This is a genomic window from Methylomonas defluvii (assembly GCF_033949435.1).
GTDB lineage: Bacteria > Pseudomonadota > Gammaproteobacteria > Methylococcales > Methylomonadaceae > Methylomonas > Methylomonas defluvii.
The window spans coordinates 1-18,125 of record NZ_JAXARY010000013.1 but is presented as its reverse complement, the minus strand read 5'-3'; the positions used below and the strand labels follow the sequence as shown (position 1 = coordinate 18,125).

General features: G+C 44.1%; 14 protein-coding genes. 5 read left to right on the top strand and 9 right to left on the bottom strand.

All coding sequences use genetic code 11. The features are described 5' to 3' along the window. Positions 1-123: 123 nt before the first annotated feature. The 3 genes from cysC (at position 124) to QLH52_RS14310 (ending at position 1,804) form a co-directional block, all read left to right on the top strand. Positions 124-675, top strand: coding sequence for an adenylyl-sulfate kinase (gene cysC / locus QLH52_RS14320; RefSeq protein ID WP_319962106.1), 552 nt, complete (start codon positions 124-126; stop codon positions 673-675). Positions 676-898: 223 nt separating this feature from the next. Beyond that, positions 899-1,411: a hypothetical protein gene (locus tag QLH52_RS14315; protein ID WP_319962015.1), complete on the top strand. Its 513-nt coding sequence runs from the start codon at positions 899-901 to the stop codon at positions 1,409-1,411. 114 nt (positions 1,412-1,525) lie between these two features. Further along, positions 1,526-1,804: a hypothetical protein gene (locus QLH52_RS14310; RefSeq protein WP_319962014.1), complete on the top strand. Its 279-nt coding sequence runs from the start codon at positions 1,526-1,528 to the stop codon at positions 1,802-1,804. Between the two features lie 211 nt (positions 1,805-2,015). Here the strand turns inward: QLH52_RS14310 and QLH52_RS14305 are convergent, their stop codons facing one another. From QLH52_RS14305 to QLH52_RS14295, 3 genes are all read right to left on the bottom strand, one after another. Next, positions 2,016-2,969, bottom strand: a complete 954-nt coding sequence (locus QLH52_RS14305; protein WP_319962013.1) for a FecR family protein — start codon at positions 2,967-2,969, stop codon at positions 2,016-2,018. A 91-nt stretch (positions 2,970-3,060) separates the two neighbouring features. Beyond that, positions 3,061-5,442 carry a penicillin acylase family protein gene (locus QLH52_RS14300; RefSeq protein WP_319962011.1) on the bottom strand — a complete coding sequence of 794 codons (2,382 nt, stop codon included), beginning with the start codon at positions 5,440-5,442 and terminating at the stop codon, positions 3,061-3,063. Positions 5,443-5,456: 14 nt separating this feature from the next. Beyond that, positions 5,457-7,142 (bottom strand): cyclic peptide export ABC transporter, encoded by a 1,686-nt coding sequence (locus QLH52_RS14295; protein ID WP_319962010.1) that lies wholly within the window; start codon positions 7,140-7,142, stop codon positions 5,457-5,459. A gap of 722 nt (positions 7,143-7,864) precedes the next feature. On the opposite strand from QLH52_RS14295, the gene QLH52_RS14290 reads away from it, so the two are divergent. Together QLH52_RS14290 and QLH52_RS14285 are read left to right on the top strand one after the other, a co-directional pair. Next, positions 7,865-8,377: an RNA polymerase sigma factor gene (locus QLH52_RS14290; protein WP_319962009.1), complete on the top strand. Its 513-nt coding sequence runs from the start codon at positions 7,865-7,867 to the stop codon at positions 8,375-8,377. A 95-nt stretch (positions 8,378-8,472) separates the two neighbouring features. Next, positions 8,473-8,691 (top strand): MbtH family protein, encoded by a 219-nt coding sequence (locus QLH52_RS14285; protein ID WP_319962008.1) that lies wholly within the window; start codon positions 8,473-8,475, stop codon positions 8,689-8,691. Positions 8,692-8,748: 57 nt separating this feature from the next. On the opposite strand, the gene QLH52_RS14280 is transcribed toward QLH52_RS14285, so the two are convergent. From QLH52_RS14280 to QLH52_RS14255, 6 genes are all read right to left on the bottom strand, one after another. Then, positions 8,749-9,432 (bottom strand): 4'-phosphopantetheinyl transferase family protein, encoded by a 684-nt coding sequence (locus QLH52_RS14280; protein WP_319962007.1) that lies wholly within the window; start codon positions 9,430-9,432, stop codon positions 8,749-8,751. A 224-nt stretch (positions 9,433-9,656) separates the two neighbouring features. Next, a complete protein-coding gene (locus QLH52_RS14275; RefSeq protein WP_319962006.1) occupies positions 9,657-11,081 on the bottom strand; it encodes a class I SAM-dependent methyltransferase in 1,425 nt (474 codons plus the stop codon). 234 nt (positions 11,082-11,315) lie between these two features. After that, the gene (locus QLH52_RS14270; RefSeq protein ID WP_319962005.1) at positions 11,316-12,167 is read right to left on the bottom strand and encodes a cupin-like domain-containing protein; all 852 of its coding nucleotides are present in this window, start codon (positions 12,165-12,167) and stop codon (positions 11,316-11,318) included. A gap of 565 nt (positions 12,168-12,732) precedes the next feature. Continuing rightward, on the bottom strand, positions 12,733-13,941 hold the full coding sequence (locus QLH52_RS14265; protein ID WP_319962004.1) for a PepSY-associated TM helix domain-containing protein: 1,209 nt from the start codon (positions 13,939-13,941) through the stop codon (positions 12,733-12,735). 223 nt (positions 13,942-14,164) lie between these two features. After that, on the bottom strand, positions 14,165-16,468 hold the full coding sequence (locus QLH52_RS14260) for a TonB-dependent receptor (protein ID WP_319962003.1): 2,304 nt from the start codon (positions 16,466-16,468) through the stop codon (positions 14,165-14,167). 234 nt (positions 16,469-16,702) lie between these two features. After that, positions 16,703-18,079: an SDR family oxidoreductase gene (locus QLH52_RS14255; protein WP_425257559.1), complete on the bottom strand. Its 1,377-nt coding sequence runs from the start codon at positions 18,077-18,079 to the stop codon at positions 16,703-16,705. Between the last annotated feature and the right edge of the window lie 46 nt (positions 18,080-18,125).

The following is an 18,125-nucleotide window of genomic DNA, read 5'->3' as shown; positions in this document are numbered from 1 at the left end:
AAGCAAAGACACTTGTGGCTTTCGAGGTTACCCTCTTCATCATTGATTGGATTCATACGCATGGAATATGGCAAAAACATTGTCTGGCACCATTCTCAAATAGCATGATCGCACCGGGAATCCCTGAACGGACATCGCTCGGTCATTTTGTGGTTTACAGGGTTATCTGGCGCAGGAAAATCAACCATCGCGCACGCAGTAGAGGCACAACTGCATCAGCAAGGTTGCCGTACGTATGTATTGGATGGTGATAACATCCGCCATGGACTTTCGAAAGATTTAGGCTTTGAAGATGCGGATAGAAAAGAAAATATTCGCCGGATTGCGGAAGTCGCCAAATTAATGCTTGATGCGGGAAGCATAACCCTAACGGCGTTCATATCGCCTTTCAGGTTAGAAAGGGAGCTCGCCCGACGTGCCGTGGCGGATGGCGATTTTATTGAAATTTACTGCAAATGTGATTTAAGAGTCTGTGAGCAACGGGATGTTAAAGGACTTTATCAAAAGGCAAGACTCGGCGAAATAGCCCATTTTACCGGCATTTCCTCCCCTTACGAGTCACCAGAAACCCCAGAGATTGTGATCGATACGAATCAAATGAGTATCGAGGAATGCTCGGCTCATATCCTTAATCACCTGAAAATAATGGGCATCCTCCCTCCCTGCGCCATCTAAAATTTAGCTTGTCTGAAACAAAATGGCCAAGAAGTGCATATTTCACCCTAAATCAACTTGAAAACCGCCACCTGTTCCGATGTAAACCTAGCCATAGCTAACTGTCGCCTATGATATACGGAATGAAAAACTTTTGGCTAATCAATAAGTAGCATAGCCGGTCATTATCGGATAAATATGCCGTGAACAGCTTAACAACTTAGACCACGCAACTCGGGAGAAAATGATGTTTAAAGCAATTGCATGTTGTTCTTTAGTTTTATTTTGCGCTGGTTGTGCATCGAACTTAAAAGTCTTTGATGCACAGCAAAAAGAAGCGAAAGGCGTTCCAATAGCAACGCCGGTTCTTGTTAAAATCACGACGACAACAAAATATGTAGTCGATCCGAAAAATAAAGACTATGAACAATATTGCGTTGACGAGCAGTCTGAAACATACAAGACATTGCCACTCGGTGACTTGTATTTCGTAAACTTTGATTCAGCAGAATTTGGTAAATCTGAATTTGCAGTCAGCTTCAATGATTCTGGATTGCTAAAATCTGTAACGCTTAACTCCGATCCGAAAATTGCTGAGAATATCGATGCAACAGGAAAATTAGTATCTGCTGTTGCAGGAGCGGCAAAAACATTTTCTCTATTAGGTGTACCAGAACCAGCAGCCCAAGAGAAAAAGGATAAATTTTGCATAAAGAAGAGCGAGTCGACCCAAATCGAACGAGCCGTGCTGCCATAGTGCAACGTAATACTATGCAATACTGTTGATAAGCTGTTTTACTTAACGTATCGGTCTAACGCAACACTCCAGCGGAGCGTTGCGTTTAGGTATCATCAAATAATGGTTACAAAAGTGACAAGAAAATTTGAAGTATATTTTTCCTCTGCTACCTCGTTATCGCCCAGCATCGTTTACATTTCGCCGAGCGAAGGCTATACAGAACACTTTTCCGTTGGCATTCTTTATCAAGTTAACTTAACTGGCACATTCGACTCTGCCTCTGGAATTATCAAAAATTTTGATTTCAAACAAAACTTAACCAGTAGTGAGCAAGAGGCTCTCGATTGGGCTACTACCTGGCTGACTCAAAAGTCAGGTTGCATAGTCTCTTTAAACGAAGTCACCGTATGAAACCTTATACGCCCCTTAGCTGGCAGTAAACGGGCAATTTCCGAGATCAACAGGACATCCAACTGGGCCAACAATATTTCTTTTGGGGATCTATTTGCAACGACTTGCAACAATTCTGCAGCCTCTGCTGAAAGTTATAGGGCAGCGATTGGCTGTTTAATTGCCCACAAGCAGGTAGAAGTAATTTCTGAAAATGATGCCAAACGCAATCCTATCCAACAATAACAACCCAGTCGGTTACATAAGTCATCTTAACATCCATGGTTCGTTGCAACACTTTCAGCATATCATGGGAATCCCTGATGCTGAGACGTCCATTGATTTTTAGTTGCCGTAATGAATCATCTTTAAAGAAAACCATTCCTGGGCGATACCGATTGATAGCATTAATGACCGACTCTAACGTTTCATTTTCGTACGCCAAAAATCCGTTAATCCAGGAAGTGGCCAGTTTCGAATCCAATTTTTTGGGTTGACCAATCTTGGTATCGAAAACGGCTACCATTTCATCCTCGCCTAAAACGACGGGATCTTTCCAAGCTTGATGAGCAGATACTTCGACACGCCCCGAGAGTACTTTGATCTCGTCACTCTCTTGTCGATGATTAACAAAAAATCGGGTACCCAATACGCGCGTCGTTGAATGATCCGCGTGGACCAAAAACGGGCGACTGGGATCAGGTTTAACATCAAAAAAAACTTCGCCTTTGAATAGCTTCACAGAACGTTTGCCGTCTTCCATATTGACAGCAATTGCGCTGTCAGTGTTGAGCATGGCCGTGGAGCCATCCTCCAACAGAACAGTTTTACGTTCCCCAATAGCCGACGAATAATCCGCCTTCAATAGAACCTGTATTTGACTGGAAAGCGGCAGAGCGAGGGCCAAGCAAGCTGCAAGAGCCAAAGGGATTCTTGGGTTGAAGTAACGTTTTTTCTTCGGCTTTGGGGCAATGCCGTGTGATTTTGCATTGATTCTCAGACTGTTTAACAGATCTGTGTCGCCCCACATGACGCAAATTTCATCGAACGCACGCCGGTGAGCAGTGTCTTGTTCAAGCCACTGATTGAAAGACGTCCTATCCTCGTTACTGACGTTATCAGCCCGTAAGCGAATAAACCACGCTACAGCCTGTTCGTCTATATTGTCATTCAGATCGGATTCCAAAATATTCTACTTTTATTTGACCTGCATAAAAAACAACTGGACATTTTATCGCAGCCTGTTCAGTAGTGCATTTAATCTTTGCCAAGTCTGACTATTCTGGTTTTAGCACCATTTTATGCTGGGACTTTCCAGTCACCAAAGACATTGGCAACCCCTCTACCCAATAAGCTTGTTGATCCTTATAAAAGCTTGATAGCGGATGTCCGGATTGTCCGCCAGGCATATGTAAAATGCCTTCAGATAAATGATTGGGTGATACCACTAATCGCTCGCTAGCCCCAAAATCTGGGCCCGTTACCCGCACGCAGAATCCACCGCACCCAGCTAGCGCTTGATGGGGCATATCTAATGCAGAGGAAAGCAAAGGCAAGGCTTTGGAGAAAGGGTGAGCGTGACCGGCAATATTCTGCTTACCCCACGTCAGATCAGCCAAACCGACATTGGGGTGACGGGACATCACTGTGGACGCACTATTCTCTAATTGCGTCAGAATAAATTGATCCCAAGTCTTGTGATGGGCGGCTTCCGGCAATAATTGAGCTGGTCTTTCGTTCAACAAAACTTGCAAAGGAGTGTCAACGTAATTCCACTGAAAGACAAAATTTTTGTCGGCTTGCTTACAACCATTTAAAAATGGCGTAAAAACCGAATCAATCAGTTGTTTGCGGAATTCCACCAATATCGGCAATCCCAAACTTGCAACATCAGCTCTACCGTTCCAGCTGACCAAATAATCCCGTAACGCGATTAACTCGGGCTTTTGCGCTAAAACTTCCGGAGACAATGCTTTCAATGCCAGTTGCTGGTAATAGTCATAAAATTCAGTCTCAGTATCTTGTTGGAGATTGAACAATGACCATTCGCTATGGGTTGTCGCTTGCTTGAGCCGTTGATTAATACGGTACGCCCGGTAACCATTAACAAATTGATGACCAATGACGACTGGAAAATCCGCGGAGAACCGCCTGTCATTGGCCGATACTAAAAAACCCTCCGTTGGATCAATGGACTGCGGCATTTCATCCGGTCGAATATACTCTTGCCAACCCGTTTTACCATCTGCCCATGAATGACTGATAGCCCCATCACCACCAAAACGGCGAGGAATCTTGCCTGTCAATGTCCAGGCAATATGCCCATGCTCATCTGCCAATAAAACGTTCAACTGCGGCCCGCCTGCGCGCTTCACAATGGCCAAAGATTCGTCCAAGGATTTGCTGCCTTCCAAATCCGCAATACCGACATTGACCGCATCCGTATCCAAAGCCACCCAATGTATGGCAACAGGTTCATCCAATAGCGCTTGCTCCGCGACTGGCCCCCATTGCGTTTCTCTAATCGTTAAGGCTTTAGGTTCTGCGCCTTTGATGTGTATCGTTTCGTGTCGTTCGACAAAGTCTTGCCATTGATCGCCCACCCGATATTGCCCAGCATTATCAGGATTCATTTCAAGTTTGACCAAATCCAGAAAATCTCCAACCAGGTTGGTCACCCCCCAGGCAACATGCTGGTTACTGCCAGAAATAAGAAAAGGAGTACCTGGTAAATTTAAACCGACTGCCCGCACCTCAGGATATTGAAGTTCAACGCGATACCAAATATTCGGAACACTGATCCCCAAGTGCATATCATTGGCCAATATCGCTCGGCCATCCCTCGATTTGCTGCCACTGACTACCCAAGCGTTGGAACCTGCTAACGTTTCCTCCGGCGCCTTGGCCAAGCTTCTTAAATCAGCCGAATTACCAGCTAACAGTGATTGCATAGCAGAGTAGGGAATGCCTTGTGGTGGTCTACGGGACTGAGTGAATTTCATCAAATCGTCGGTAAACCGATCACTGTCCGGCGTCAAGAATGCCAAGACCTCAGGTGGTAACGTTTGATCCATAATACTGAGCATCCGTTCGCTACTCTCAGTCCAGGCCGTCAAGTTTTCAAACATCCCCAACACAACCAGCAAGCAATCTTCAGCTTGCCACGGCTCAGGCTGGTAACCCAGCACTTTAAACTCGAAGGGTAGCGTAGGATTTTGCTGCAGATAACTGTTGATGCCATCCGCATAAGCCTCTAAATATTGGCGATGAATTGCAGGCTGCTTGAATAAAATTTGCCGGGCTCTGACACTGAAACCATAGGTTCTGGATTGCAAGTCACTTTTGATAGCCATTTCGCCAAATATCTCAGCCAATCGCCCAGCGCTTTTGCGCCGCATCAAATCCATTTGAAACAAACGATCACGGGCGGCCACATAACCTAACGTGCGCGTAGCATCGATTCGGTTACTCGCAGTTATGAGCGGAATACCGTGAGAATCGGTGTCGACACTTACGGGCGAAGATAATTTAGCCAATTTGAATTCACCGTCCAGGGTAGGCAGTGATTGCAACCACCAGCGATAACCCAATCCGCCAGCAACAACCAATAATCCAATTGAGCCCAGCCCAATACTCAGCCATTTTTTAGGTTTAGCCATAGTCCCTTCCTGCATCATGAAATCGATGTTTCAGTATGAGTCGAACGCAGCCAGTCAGCGTTTGCCGTTGCGTGTTCGGGGTGTCCCTGAGGATATTCAATCGCAGCAACATGACCTTCATCAAGCTTGATGCATCGATCTGCTAAATAGAAATACTTTTCATCGTGCGTAATCGCCAAAACCGTTTTGCCTTGCGCTTTTAGAGCAGGTAATAGCTCGGTATAGAACAAATGTTTAAATTCCGGATCCTGATCGGCAGCCCATTCATCAAACACATAGAAAGGCCGATCCTCCAAATAAGCAACCAACAATGCCAGACGTTTACGCTGTCCTTGGGACAGGCTCACTGATGAAAACTGCCCATTGACAATCTCTACCTTATGATTGAGGTGCAAACGCTGCAAGTAGTCGTCCATGGCACCGCGATGTTGCTCCGCATTAACGCCATACAACTCGTCAAATAGATAAAAGTCCGAGAAAATCACTGAAAAATTCTGCATATAAGCATCACGATTGCCCGCATCAACGGGACATCCGTTCCAGGAAATCATGCCTCGTGCTGGATGATAAAGTCCGATCAACAGCATCGCCAATGTCGTCTTGCCGCTGCCATTACCCCCCACGAGAAAGACTAATTCACCCGGACGAAATTCAAGATCTATTGGTCCTAATGTGAAATTCCGGTTTTCCTTTTCCCGATGAAAGCTATGGGTTATGCCTGTCAGAGTCAATGACGTAAAGCTTTTCTGTACCGCCAATTTAGCCAGACGTTCGGCAAGGCTTTGTTCTACAAGTTTTTCATCTAATTTCAGGATACTATCCAGCGAAACTTTCGCTCGACTGAAAACAGGCAAGCTATTCGTCACGATGGTTAGAGGTGACATCATGAATAAAAACACTAAGACATAGCCACTGACGATTTCTTGAGTGAGTGTTTGCCAAAGTGGAAACGCATACAAAATCGCGCCGATAGTCAAATAATAAAGAAATTGAACCCATTGATTTATCCATAAGTAAGCGACAGCCGCGCGGAAAGAATGCTGTCTGTAGGCTTCAGCACTATTGGAAAGTGATTGGGAAACAAACGCTTCGCTTCTACGCCGGTGAAGTTTTAATTCTCGAACGCCCTCGGTCAACGCCGTGAAACCTCTGCTAAGCACATCATATTCGTCGCGTGCGTTTCGGACAGACCGCATCGGAATGTCATTGAAAAAATTAAAGGTCGTCACACCAAATAAAATGATACCGGCAAGAACCAGAGCCAATTGCCAGGACAACCAACTTAAATAAGCCATGCAACCAATCAGGATCGCAAAATTGATACAGAGCACAGGAAAAAGCTGGCTGGCGCCTGCTATAGCGGTAACATCTTCAGTAAGATGACTAAGTAACGCCGATTTACCCATCTTTTGCAAATTTGGATACGGCGCATTCAAAATTAACCGGCTAATACGCAACCGGAGATCTCGTACCAACTGCGTACTGAGTTGATTTAACAAATAATGCGATAGTGTTTGACTGATCAATACAGTAAATGCCAATCCAGCAAACCACCAAATGGCATGTGCAATATTCATTTGGCCAACTAAACTGGTGTTGATAAATGCAATTAATGCAGCATTACTCAGGCCACTGGCAACGCCTGTCAGCAATACACCGGAAATAATGATCCATGATGAGCGCCATAAAAATAGCAGCATAATAACTCCGTTATATAGCTAAACCAATTGACAGGTGGCAATCGTTACGATCAAGAACGCATCTTCTATCGATTACAACAAACTGCTAACAGACATTTGAGCATCGTCCAATGCAAAAGCCTAGTTCAGTAGAGATAAGGTTCTATTCATTACGTTATGCTCGCAGCCACTAAGAAGATAAATCAGAACGTATTTTTGTGATTAGGATTGGACTCATGTCATATAAGAAGACGCTTAGATCGCAAAATAACCCCAGCCATATTTGGCTAAACAAGTCCGCTGTTGACTGTAATCAATGCTATCTACAGTAGCCCTGCTTAATAAATCGACATGATTCGCTCACTTTTGAAAGCAAATGGTCAATAGGTTAGAAGCAGCGATTGACTTAACTGACTTAAATCAGCAGGGAGAGGCATCCACATAAATTACTTAACTGTGTTATTTAACGTATCGAACTGAGTCATTTCACTTACTAGATGGCCAGATTCACTCGCTATTGAGCTATAACTTATTGTTTTAATGTAAAACATTGGCTTGGCGCGTTTTTTGCTTTAACTATGGGTTATCAATTTAGTTTTAATGCCTGTATCTGCTTGAACGATAACTTTTAACAATCATGAGAATTACGCGCCCTTAGCGAAAAAAACCTAGTCATATAAAACTTTGCCGCCCACGTCAATGCAATTGACTAAGTTGGCAAAACAATCAATAGGAAATTGAGTATGAATTTTGAATCTGTGTATATCGACCATCAATCGGAACTACAACTCCACCTATCACGTATTGTTGATTGTCCAGATATCGCAGCAGAACTCGTGCAAGAATGTTTCATTATCTTTTCAAGAGAGGCTCGCAAGCAGATTATCGAACACCCAAGAGGCTTCTTGTTTCAAACAGCTAAAAACTTAGCTTATGACCATATCAAACATCGTAAAGTCGTTGAGAAACATCTAAACAACACAGACCCAACACTGGCGATATGCGACGAACTACCTTCAACAGAGCACTTGGCAATCGTCAATGAAAAGTTATCGATATTTTCCAATATCGTTGACGAACTTCCTGATCGCGCCAGAGAAGCATTTATTTTAAATCGCGTTTATGGCATGACATATGCTGAAATAGCCATTGAAATGAATATTTCGGATAGTGCAGTCGAAAAACTTTTAGCTAGGGCGCTATTGCATTGCCGAAAACAATTCAAAATTCATCAGGCTGATTTTTGCAACGACTGAGGACAAAGAAGGTTTAGGTCGTCTTCTTAATTAAAGGCTTTAATGTGTAAAGCAAACAGCTTTACTTCTTTTACACCTGAACTATGGAGAAAAAGATGAGTTGGGACGAGGAAGACACTTCGATTTATCAGGTCGTTGTCAATGACGAAGAGCAGTACTCCATCTGGCCAGACTATAAAGATATTCCTGGCGGTTGGCGAGCCGTTGGCCCAAAAGGACCCAAGCAAGAATGCTTGGACTATATCAAAGAAGTCTGGACGGATATGCGTCCGCTAAGCTTACGAAAACACATGCAGCAAGCCGGATTAAATTAATTTTTTTAAAAAATCGACACAAGGATGTGCCGCGATTTGTGAATGCAGGCTTTTGAATTACAAGAGGGATTTGTAATTTATGCGAGGTGCAATACGAGAATGAACAGTAATAGACCCACTCAAGCCATGAGCTAATTCCAAATCGATCAGACTCCAACTTCCCGACATACCACAGTTAGCGGGTAACGATAGAAACTCACTAACTCCTGTTAATGTAGTTTCCACGCGCGAAATTTCCAATTCGAGTCCTAGGCCAACAGCTTTTACAAAGCTCTCTTTCCTTGTCCAGAGTCTGAAAAAAAATTCTTGTTGCTGCTCATTTGGTAAATTCAACCAAAAGCGAATCTCTTCTTCAGAAAAACATACCGCTATAATCCCACAATAATCGACCCTATCCGTCCATACTTCAATATCGACACCAATATCATTGGCATAACTTATACCAACCGCCATATGATCGCCGGAATGAGCCATATTAAATCTAATGCCGCTGGACCTATCGCAGGCGACAAAAGGTTTTCCGTGAGATTGTATTGTAAAAAGGATTTTTTCAGGAGGGGTGCCCAGATACTTCGCCAAAATCAACCTGAGCTTCCCGTGACTTGCGACATAGTCCCTACGATATTTTGTTTGCACAAAACGCAAGGCTCTCTCTTGCTCATTTTTGCCTAGCAACGACCAATAATATTGGTATTCCTCATCTGTAACTGATAACTCTTCAAGCCATAAGTCAATAACCATACAAAATATTCAGTACTTTGAATTAGGTGTACAACACCAATCACAATCGCGGCAATTCCCATAACACCTAAAGTCACTATTGCTTTGATAATTACAAAAAGTCTTTGGGACTAAATATTATTCGCATATTGCGGATAAAACCGTATTATTCATAAAGACAGAGACGATATTTCATATTAATAGCACTCTGTAATTTCATCCAATTATTGAATGTGAAGACATATCTATAACTTGATCAGATAATGCTGGATGTTTAATGTATAAATCAGTTGTAAAAACTCTACTTCACTTAGACCGATGTTATTTTGTTGTAAAACTGCAAAAATTTCTCTTAAACTGTTATTTCCATTGATGCACTCAAAAATCGTTTCCAACAACATAGCAAAATTGGATGGAATAGAGAAGAAATGTCCTGCCAAACTAATTTCTAAGGATTCTCTAACACGACCTAGCTCATCGAAAGACCTTCGCCTAACAAAATCCAGCTCTCGCCCTTTAACAATTTCAGGAATTTCATGCCAAATATTATCATTTTGTTTGAAAAATCGTTGAATCGATTTTTCATTTTTAGAAAAATCCGGAATATCTTGGCTTTTCCTTAAGGTAAGAAAGTGGACCAATTGCTTAGTATTTCCGGTTTCATTGCAAATTTTTTCAACATTGAGCAGGGTAAAATGTTCAATTTCCATGCTAACTGGCTCAAACCCCATCTTTTTAAAAAAATCAGGTAATTCATTTAATTTTCGCCAACCCAATTCAACGGGATCCCCAAGAACCCTAAAGGGGTTTGAAAAATTAATCCACATACCATCAGGTTTTAGCACCCGAAAAATTTCCTCAGATAGGCGTTTCGGATTGCTAGCGATATCCAGCATATACTGGGTAATTACTACAGATAACGAAGCGCTCTCAAATGGCATGTTCATTACGTCCGAAACAATATAACGAATGTCGTTTTCTGTTGGTTTCGGCGAAGCGAGTTCAATATAATGCCAATCTGCCGTTTGCAGATGGAAAGTTAAGGCTTCCCCTTCAATAAGCATCTTAGCGCTTAAGAGAGTTGGCAAAGACAAGTCCACTCCATAAGATACCTGAAAATTATCAGAAATATTATATAGTAAGCCGCAGGCGCCCGCCCCCAATACCGCAACAGACTCTCTATCTTTACAGTGCTCGTCAAGGGTTTTAGCAAACAATTTTCTTACTTCTGAAAAATCAGGCGTTCCAAACCAGTCTTGGTAAAAATACGGCAACATATCGTGAAACGTAAAACCGGACTTTACCGAACTCCACGCCAACGCATTATCTTGACGAGTTCGATTTTGCAGAAAATCCATTATTGGTTGGCAGGATTTTTCCAATACGCGTATGTTTCCATCTATGCCTTCTTTAATCGTGCGGATTCTGCGCTCAAATGTACCTGTATCGGAACAGCGTTCAAAGTCCTCCAGACTTTGATTAATTTTTGTAAGTGCGGCCTTGGCTTCTTCCATTTCCATAACAAAGCCTTGCAACGATGAAAAAGGGTCCGGCAACAGAAAAAAACTAATCCCATTAATAATGGGATAACTGGTTCCACAATGAGAACAAATTTTTATGGATGGCGATTCGTCAATCAAATTTCCCCGGCAGGCAATACACTGATACATGGTAGATCCTCTGTTAATTATATAACCCATAGCACTTCAAATTTTGGCCCTTTAATTTCCTCTCCTGTTGGATAAGGGATGTATCTAGTAAAGCAATGCGGGAACAATTGCCGAGAGGATTGAGGGGGATTCAAATACCGAAATTTAAAGAATAGAAAGTATAAAAAATGTCATTATTCCGATATCGCCCGTAATAACGGTTGATTTCTATTTCATCACAATAAACTGTCGGGCCTATCCACGAATTGACTTTAAAATTCGTTTTAAGATACGATTTCCCTTGAAAAACCACGAGCGAATTTCAAACACCGGTACGTAGAACCATGGAATACCAGCTGGCGGAAACCATCTCAACTTACGAGGATCATCCCAAAAAAAAACTACCGCAGTACTGAATTCCGGTGTTTCAACGCCATGCCACCAGTAAATTGGAAAAAATAGCATTTCTCCTGCATTGACCTCGCATTCGTAATATTCAGCCTTTTCATACAAGGGATATTTTTCTAAATCTACCGGCTCACCTTCAATCTTGCTAAAATTCAATTTTTGGTAAAGCAGTGGGGTTTGATCAGGAGCAAATAGCTTTACCCGCTTGCGTCCCGTAACTTGGCACAGCAACGCCTTTCCGAAAGGGTGAAAGTGAATTTGCGAATGTACACTACTACCGATATAACTAACTATGTCAATTTCTTTTGAATCAATGTAAGCAGGAATCGTGAAATCGCCAACAACTTCTGGCAAAGTACTCTCGAAACTTTGCTCGCTTAAATAAACTCGCTCATTACCAACTGGTTCTTTATTAACGATATCTAAATAATCTGCCAATTTCATCGATTCGGAGCGAGCTTCTAAGTAGGCGCCATTGCGCATACGCTTGACAGGAACTACCCGCTCACCAGCAAGCGAATTGAAATATTGTGGGTTCCAAAGTGAGCAGGCTTTCCATTGGGAAACAACCCCTGTTATCAACACGGGCTTACCCGGTTCCGCATATAATTTATTAAACTCTTCAAACGATGGTTTATGAGCCCTCTCCACCTGTAATGGTAATTTTTCACTCGAATACATTGTATAATCTCCCGCCATTCAGTTGCGCCACAATATTACACCTTATTTATTTTTTATAAAACTAACGATACATATATCTCCAATAGTTAAATGTTAAATTCGAAACGTTAAAAATACGATCAACATAATTTCGAGAAGAAAATGCATTTTTTGTCGTTCTATTCGGTAATTCAAACGCCATTTTTCAATATCAGTAGACAATGTCTATTTAGCTAACAGAAACATCACATTCGGATGCGACTTGATACTAATGGCGAAATCGCTGGTGCCGTTTTTTTGGGGGCAATAACACAGAAATCCGGTGAAGTTCACTTGCCATAAATTTTGAACGAATCTACGCCATGTAGGGATATAGTCAAAATAATGTGAAAATAATTTATATTCAGCCAACTTTAATGAAATTCAATTTTATATACCATTTTTTATCACCATAAACATATTTATTATGTAAGCCAATGTATTCGGTTGCTAACAGATAATCCCGATACAATATTTTCCTTTTTTAGAAAAATAACTCTCATTCATCTATTTAAAACCTCTTTTTTTAAAAAAATTTATTGAATTATCTTTTTTTCAATGCAATTTAAATAGTTTTACGATTTGCTCTACATTTATGTCTCCAGCGCACCACCCCCGTTACAAACAAAAATGGGCAAAGCAATCCCGACAGGAATACCAATAGTCGCCCGGTCATTCCAAATGCTTGACCGGAATGCAGCGACCATTGCCAGTGGGTGAAGATTTCACCCGCGGTTGCAGTCGGCAGGCTGGGGTCGTCCAAATCCAGAATTTTTCCGGAATAGCGGTCGATCACCGTGCAACGACGTTGCAGCATACTGCCCGCCGCATCGACGCCATTTTGACAAACTGTGTAGGTTTGAGTCAGATTAGGCGCGCCATAGATCGAGTGCGGCCTGCCATGCGGGTATTGTTTTAGCGCAATGCTGACCGCCTCATCCATGCCGATGGCCGGTGCATTGGGAGACGGTGGCTTGGATTGAAACCAGTAGCGGTAGGTCACCGGCGAAAATAACTCGATTACCGGCGCCACGTTATGCGGCAATACCATGTAGATACCGGAAAACAACACCGGAATCATGATCAGCGCGGTGTAAAAACCGCTGGTCTTGTGCAGGTCGTAATTGAAACGTACCTTGCCGGCTTTGGCTTTGAAGGTCAGAGCATTGCGCCAATGCCCGGTCAATGGCCACCAAACGATCAGGCCGGTCAAGATGGACACAATAAGTAGGGCTGCCGATAATCCGACAATCGGGCTGCTGATATGCCAGGGCAATAACAGCGCGTAATGCAGTTCGAAAATAAACTCGATGCAATCGTTAGGCATCCAGTCTCCCGCGCGCCATTGCAGATGCTTATTTGTCACCTTGGCGGTGTACGGATCTACGCCTACTAACCAGCGGTCTTCGTTACCGTCCTCCTGCGCTAAGCTGAATCTTAATAGAAATGCAGCGTTAGCATTGCGCGGATAAACTGCAAAAGTGTGTCTAGCTTGCGGTGGCATGGCATTTCTGCCAGCTTCGAAAATCTCAGACAAAGGCCGATATTGACCTTCTTCCGGCGGAGTAACTTGCAGTAGCTCTGGGCGCAGCCATTCGTCAATTTCGGCGTAAAACACCAGGATGCTGCCGGTGATACCGTAAATCGACAGCAGCAGGCCCAACGTCAACCCCAGCCAAAGATGGACGGTCAGCCAATAGTGGCGACGGCGTTTCAACGCGGATAAATTCTGCACGCTTGCAAGCTGCTTGAATGGCGAGATGTCAAAGCTCATAGATTCGTGAATATACGGTTTGGTTATCGGAAAAATGCGTTTTAGACGGTTGGGTGGTGAGGCACGCCCCCCCAACACGACAGCTTTTCCATTACCCACCAAATTTCGACAGCGGGACACAAACCCACAAAACGGCGATTGATATTGAAAAATCGTACCGGCCAAAACGTTGGGGTTATGCCCGGATGGGTACACCCCAACCCAACGTACGCGGTGAGCGAAGTTAAAACCGATACTCAACGCCACCCATCACGGAGCGAGTACCACCCGGATTAAACTGCGCCATATCTGCTCCACCTGCGTCGCCTAACACCCAAATCGAAGAAGCATAATGCTCATCAGTCAAGTTACGGCCATCGATGAACAACTTCCAATGTTTTCCGTCGTCCCAACCGGCTCGAACGCCAAGTAATGCATAGGGTTTAGCCGCCAAAGTATTGGAAAAATCCGCCCAATTGGAGCTGACAATTTGTGCATTAGGGCCGATATAAAAACCGCTGGGGTGTTTATAGACTGCTTCCAGTCTAGCGTTATGCTCGGGTATTCCGGGTATTTTGTTATTGCCCAAATCACGGTCGTTGTCAAAACGGAAATTATTCCAAGTGTAATTACCGGTCAAACGCAGTTCGTCGCCATTGGTCACCACGTTCAAAGGCAAACTAGACTCTAACCCAAGCTCGATACCTGTATGTAACGTCGTGCTATCCGCATTGGTCGCGGTAAACGCGGAGCGATCGGTTGGGCTGCTAACGATCAAATATTCGTTGTTAACCCAGGAGTGGTAAAAGGCCAAATCCCATTTCAGCCGATCCGTTACGCCCCTTGTGCCGATTTCCACCGTACTGGCGGTCTGGATGTCCCTGGAAGGCTTTAAAAACAAATTGGCCAAGTCTGCCAATGGTGGTGGTTCAGAACTGCGGCTCAAGTTGCCGTAAAGTTGGGCTTCCTTGGTGGCTTGCCAAGTGAATCCCAATTTTGGATTGGGGACGAAAAAGTCTTTATCAGCTTGATTGCTGGGTCTGGCTGCGCTGACCACATAACCTTCATAGCGTTCATAATCGACTTTACGATAATTCAGCTGGAGGCCAGCAACCAAGGTGAACGTATCGGTCAGGCTAAGTTGATCTTCCAAATAACCTTCCACATTGAGCCATTTGTCACGCTCCGCATTTAACAACCGACCGCGCTGGCGATTAACCGTAGAATAGTTCCAGTCGTTGACAAACATCCACTGCATCAACCCGCCCCAAACCACCCGGTTTTTCATGTCCAATAGCTCGCCGTTGATTTCGTGCCGCCAGTTAAAACCGGTGTCTTGCCAAAGGTCTACAGGACTAGCGCCTGTCCATTGATAGTTAAACTGCCTGCTTCCGTAATAAGCGCCAACGTCAAAGTGGTCGCCATTGTCGAACTGAATCGAATGTTTCAAATCCACCCGGTAAAACGGAAAGCCATTCGGCAAAGCCCAGTTAGGCCCATACAAACTCTGGGCATTTTGTTGTGGGTTGTCCTCGATTTGCTGTTTGGTCAGTGGATCCAGCCCTGTAAAATTATGATTCTGAATATCGAAGTACAAACGGGTTTCTTGATTTTCGTTCCAGCGGTAACCGACATTGCCGTGCCCATAGAACTGCTCCTGTTTGTTGTTATCTCGGGTGGTGTCGGTACTTAGATAGGAGAACGAACCGTAAACATCGAAACCGTTGTCGAACACTTTGCCAACGCTAAACGTTGGATTGACGTAATCGTAAGTACCCCATTTCATACCGACTCGCACACCTTCGGCTGTATAGCCGGTTGGGGTTATCAGATTGATGGCCCCACCAAGATTGCTGCCGCCATATTCAAGCGCATTGGCGCCCCGATACACGTCGACATGATCAATGGCGTACAAGTTGAACGTTTCAGTATCGGAAGCACCATTTGCACTGGTAAAAGGCATGCCGTTGCGAAGTATTTTCAATCCGCGGATAGGAGAAATAATTGAATTGGCGTCGGAACCTCGAATGGAGATACGCGAGCCGCCAGCCGATCCGGTGCTGTAGTCACCGACATACACACCGGGTGCGTTGGCAAATACGTCGTTCACCGACAATGCCGAACCTTCTTTTATTCGTTCACCATCAAGCACCGTTGTTCCACCTGGAACACGATTTAGCTTGGCCTTTGATTCGGCGATGGAAGGCGTGGTCAGGCTGGGGCTTTCTCCCGAAGCAGTGCCAACGACAGTTATAGGTTTTAATGTGATCTCGCCGGTATTTAACTCTTTCGGTGCCTCAATTAGCTTTACCGTATCGTTATCCGTGTATTGATAAGTGAAATTGGAGCCCGCCAATAGCTTCTGTAATGCCTGATCCGGAGTGTAGTCGCCTGAAACCGACGACGACTTAATACCGGATACCATTTTTTGAGGGTAACTCAGTTGAACGCCTGTAGTTTCGGAATACACAAACAATGCTGAGGCTAAATCGTTGGCCTGAATATTAAAATGCATTTGCTTGTCTTTATCTGCCGATAGTGCCGGCATAGCTAGCGCTACCGTTCCCACACAAATACTTCTAGCCAAACAGTTTTTTATCGCTCGCTCCAAATCAAAACTGGCTGTTGTCACAGCCTTTGCAATATTCCTTTTTTTTCTCATGGTTCTACCCGTTTTATCGTTAAAAAACAAACATTTCAATATCTCCATCTGGTAGACGATTTCTTTCGCCAATCTCCCCAGTACATTCAAATAATTTTTAGTCGGGCCAACTCTTCACTATTAGTGATCAACCATAAAACCTCTTCTGACAAAGTAGTCTTGATAACGAGCCATAATCTTACGATCCAACAACTCATACTCCACGTTCAATGCCGACAACACCTTATGAGTTGCTCGGCTGTCATATTGAGGCATACCATCCTCCGGCAATTGCGTATGTCCATCATGGATTTGCTCGGCAAACATTGGCAATAGCGGCGCTAACGCAAAACCTTCAGGGTTATAACTCCCAAACTCCAATACTTTTTCCAACCAATCGCGATATGGAATACGCTGCAATCGGTAACCCAGGCTTGTATAAAAATCCAGCCATTCATCGGAATAAGGCGACTCGGGGAGATTCAAATGAAAAATATTGCCGACGGTATCGACTTTCTGGGATAACGCCACTATTGACCGACTCATATAATCGACCGGCGCCATGTTTATGCGAATGCGCTCACGTGGTGCATAACCCATTTGTACACAGCCTTTAATCAGGCGACACCAATAATCACCTGTATTCCATGCTCCAGTGCGACTGTCTCCGGCTACAATTGCAGGCCTGTAAATTCTGACTTGAAAACCTCTCTCTGCTGCGGCAACCACCAATTTTTCAGCAACCCATTTGCTTTCTGCGTAACCGTTCGGTAAATTCCCTCGCTGTTCAGGTTCGTCAGTTTCCTTGTGACCCGTTACTTGACGAGGTATCTCGCTAAATACCGAGACCGTCGACACGTAATGAATGGCCTTGGGTCTGCCCTGGCAAGCCAAACGCAACACTTCTTCGGTTCCTTTCACATTAGCAGCTTTCAATGTTCGGTAAGGCTGAACAAAATTCACGAGCGCACCGTTGTGGTAAATCACCTCGCCGCGCTCGGAAATTTCCTTGTAGCGACTCTCCGACAGACCAAAATTTGGTTTGGCCAAATCGCCACAGACCGCGATGATCCGGTTAAAATCGATACGATCAGTCAATTCATAAAGTCCAACTTGCTGTTGCAGGCGAACCAAGGCTTGATGTTCGTCTTGCGCTCTGACCAAACAATAAATATTGGCTTGGCTCTGCTCCAGTAGATCAGCCAATAAAAATACGCCTAGAAAACCGGTCGCACCGGTCAAGAATATTGTTCGAGCAGTTGCGGAATCGATTACATTGAATCCTAACGGTTCAATAGTGGGGTCCAATATGGATTCCGCATCAAAATCGATTGTTTGTCCAACACCCATATCAATCAAACGTGCTTGAGCGGCTACCGTCGGCTCGGTCAAAAACGCGTTGAGCGCGATCGTAGCCACGATCCGTTTTTGCACAAGGAAGTACAGTTGCGTGGCCAACAAGGAATGTCCGCCCAATTCGAAGAAATCGTCTTCGATGCCTACCTGCTCGACACCCAAAACCTCTTGCCAAATCTCGGCCAAGACTCGCTCGGTATTGGTACGC

Excerpts from the sequence above, each read along its gene's own strand:
- QLH52_RS14300 (WP_319962011.1), bottom strand. The coding sequence starts at position 5,442 with ATGGCTAAACCTAAAAAATGGCTGAGTATTGGGCTGGGCTCAATTGGA.
- QLH52_RS14295 (WP_319962010.1), bottom strand. The coding sequence starts at position 7,142 with ATGCTGCTATTTTTATGGCGCTCATCATGGATCATTATTTCCGGTGTA.
- QLH52_RS14285 (WP_319962008.1), top strand. The coding sequence starts at position 8,473 with ATGAGTTGGGACGAGGAAGACACTTCGATTTATCAGGTCGTTGTCAAT.
- QLH52_RS14275 (WP_319962006.1), bottom strand. The coding sequence starts at position 11,081 with ATGTATCAGTGTATTGCCTGCCGGGGAAATTTGATTGACGAATCGCCA.
- QLH52_RS14260 (WP_319962003.1), bottom strand. The coding sequence starts at position 16,468 with ATGCCGGCACTATCGGCAGATAAAGACAAGCAAATGCATTTTAATATT.
- QLH52_RS14315 (WP_319962015.1), top strand. The coding sequence starts at position 899 with ATGATGTTTAAAGCAATTGCATGTTGTTCTTTAGTTTTATTTTGCGCT.
- QLH52_RS14270 (WP_319962005.1), bottom strand. The coding sequence starts at position 12,167 with ATGGCGGGAGATTATACAATGTATTCGAGTGAAAAATTACCATTACAG.
- QLH52_RS14290 (WP_319962009.1), top strand. The coding sequence starts at position 7,865 with ATGAATTTTGAATCTGTGTATATCGACCATCAATCGGAACTACAACTC.
- QLH52_RS14280 (WP_319962007.1), bottom strand. The coding sequence starts at position 9,432 with ATGGTTATTGACTTATGGCTTGAAGAGTTATCAGTTACAGATGAGGAA.
- QLH52_RS14265 (WP_319962004.1), bottom strand. The coding sequence starts at position 13,941 with ATGAGCTTTGACATCTCGCCATTCAAGCAGCTTGCAAGCGTGCAGAAT.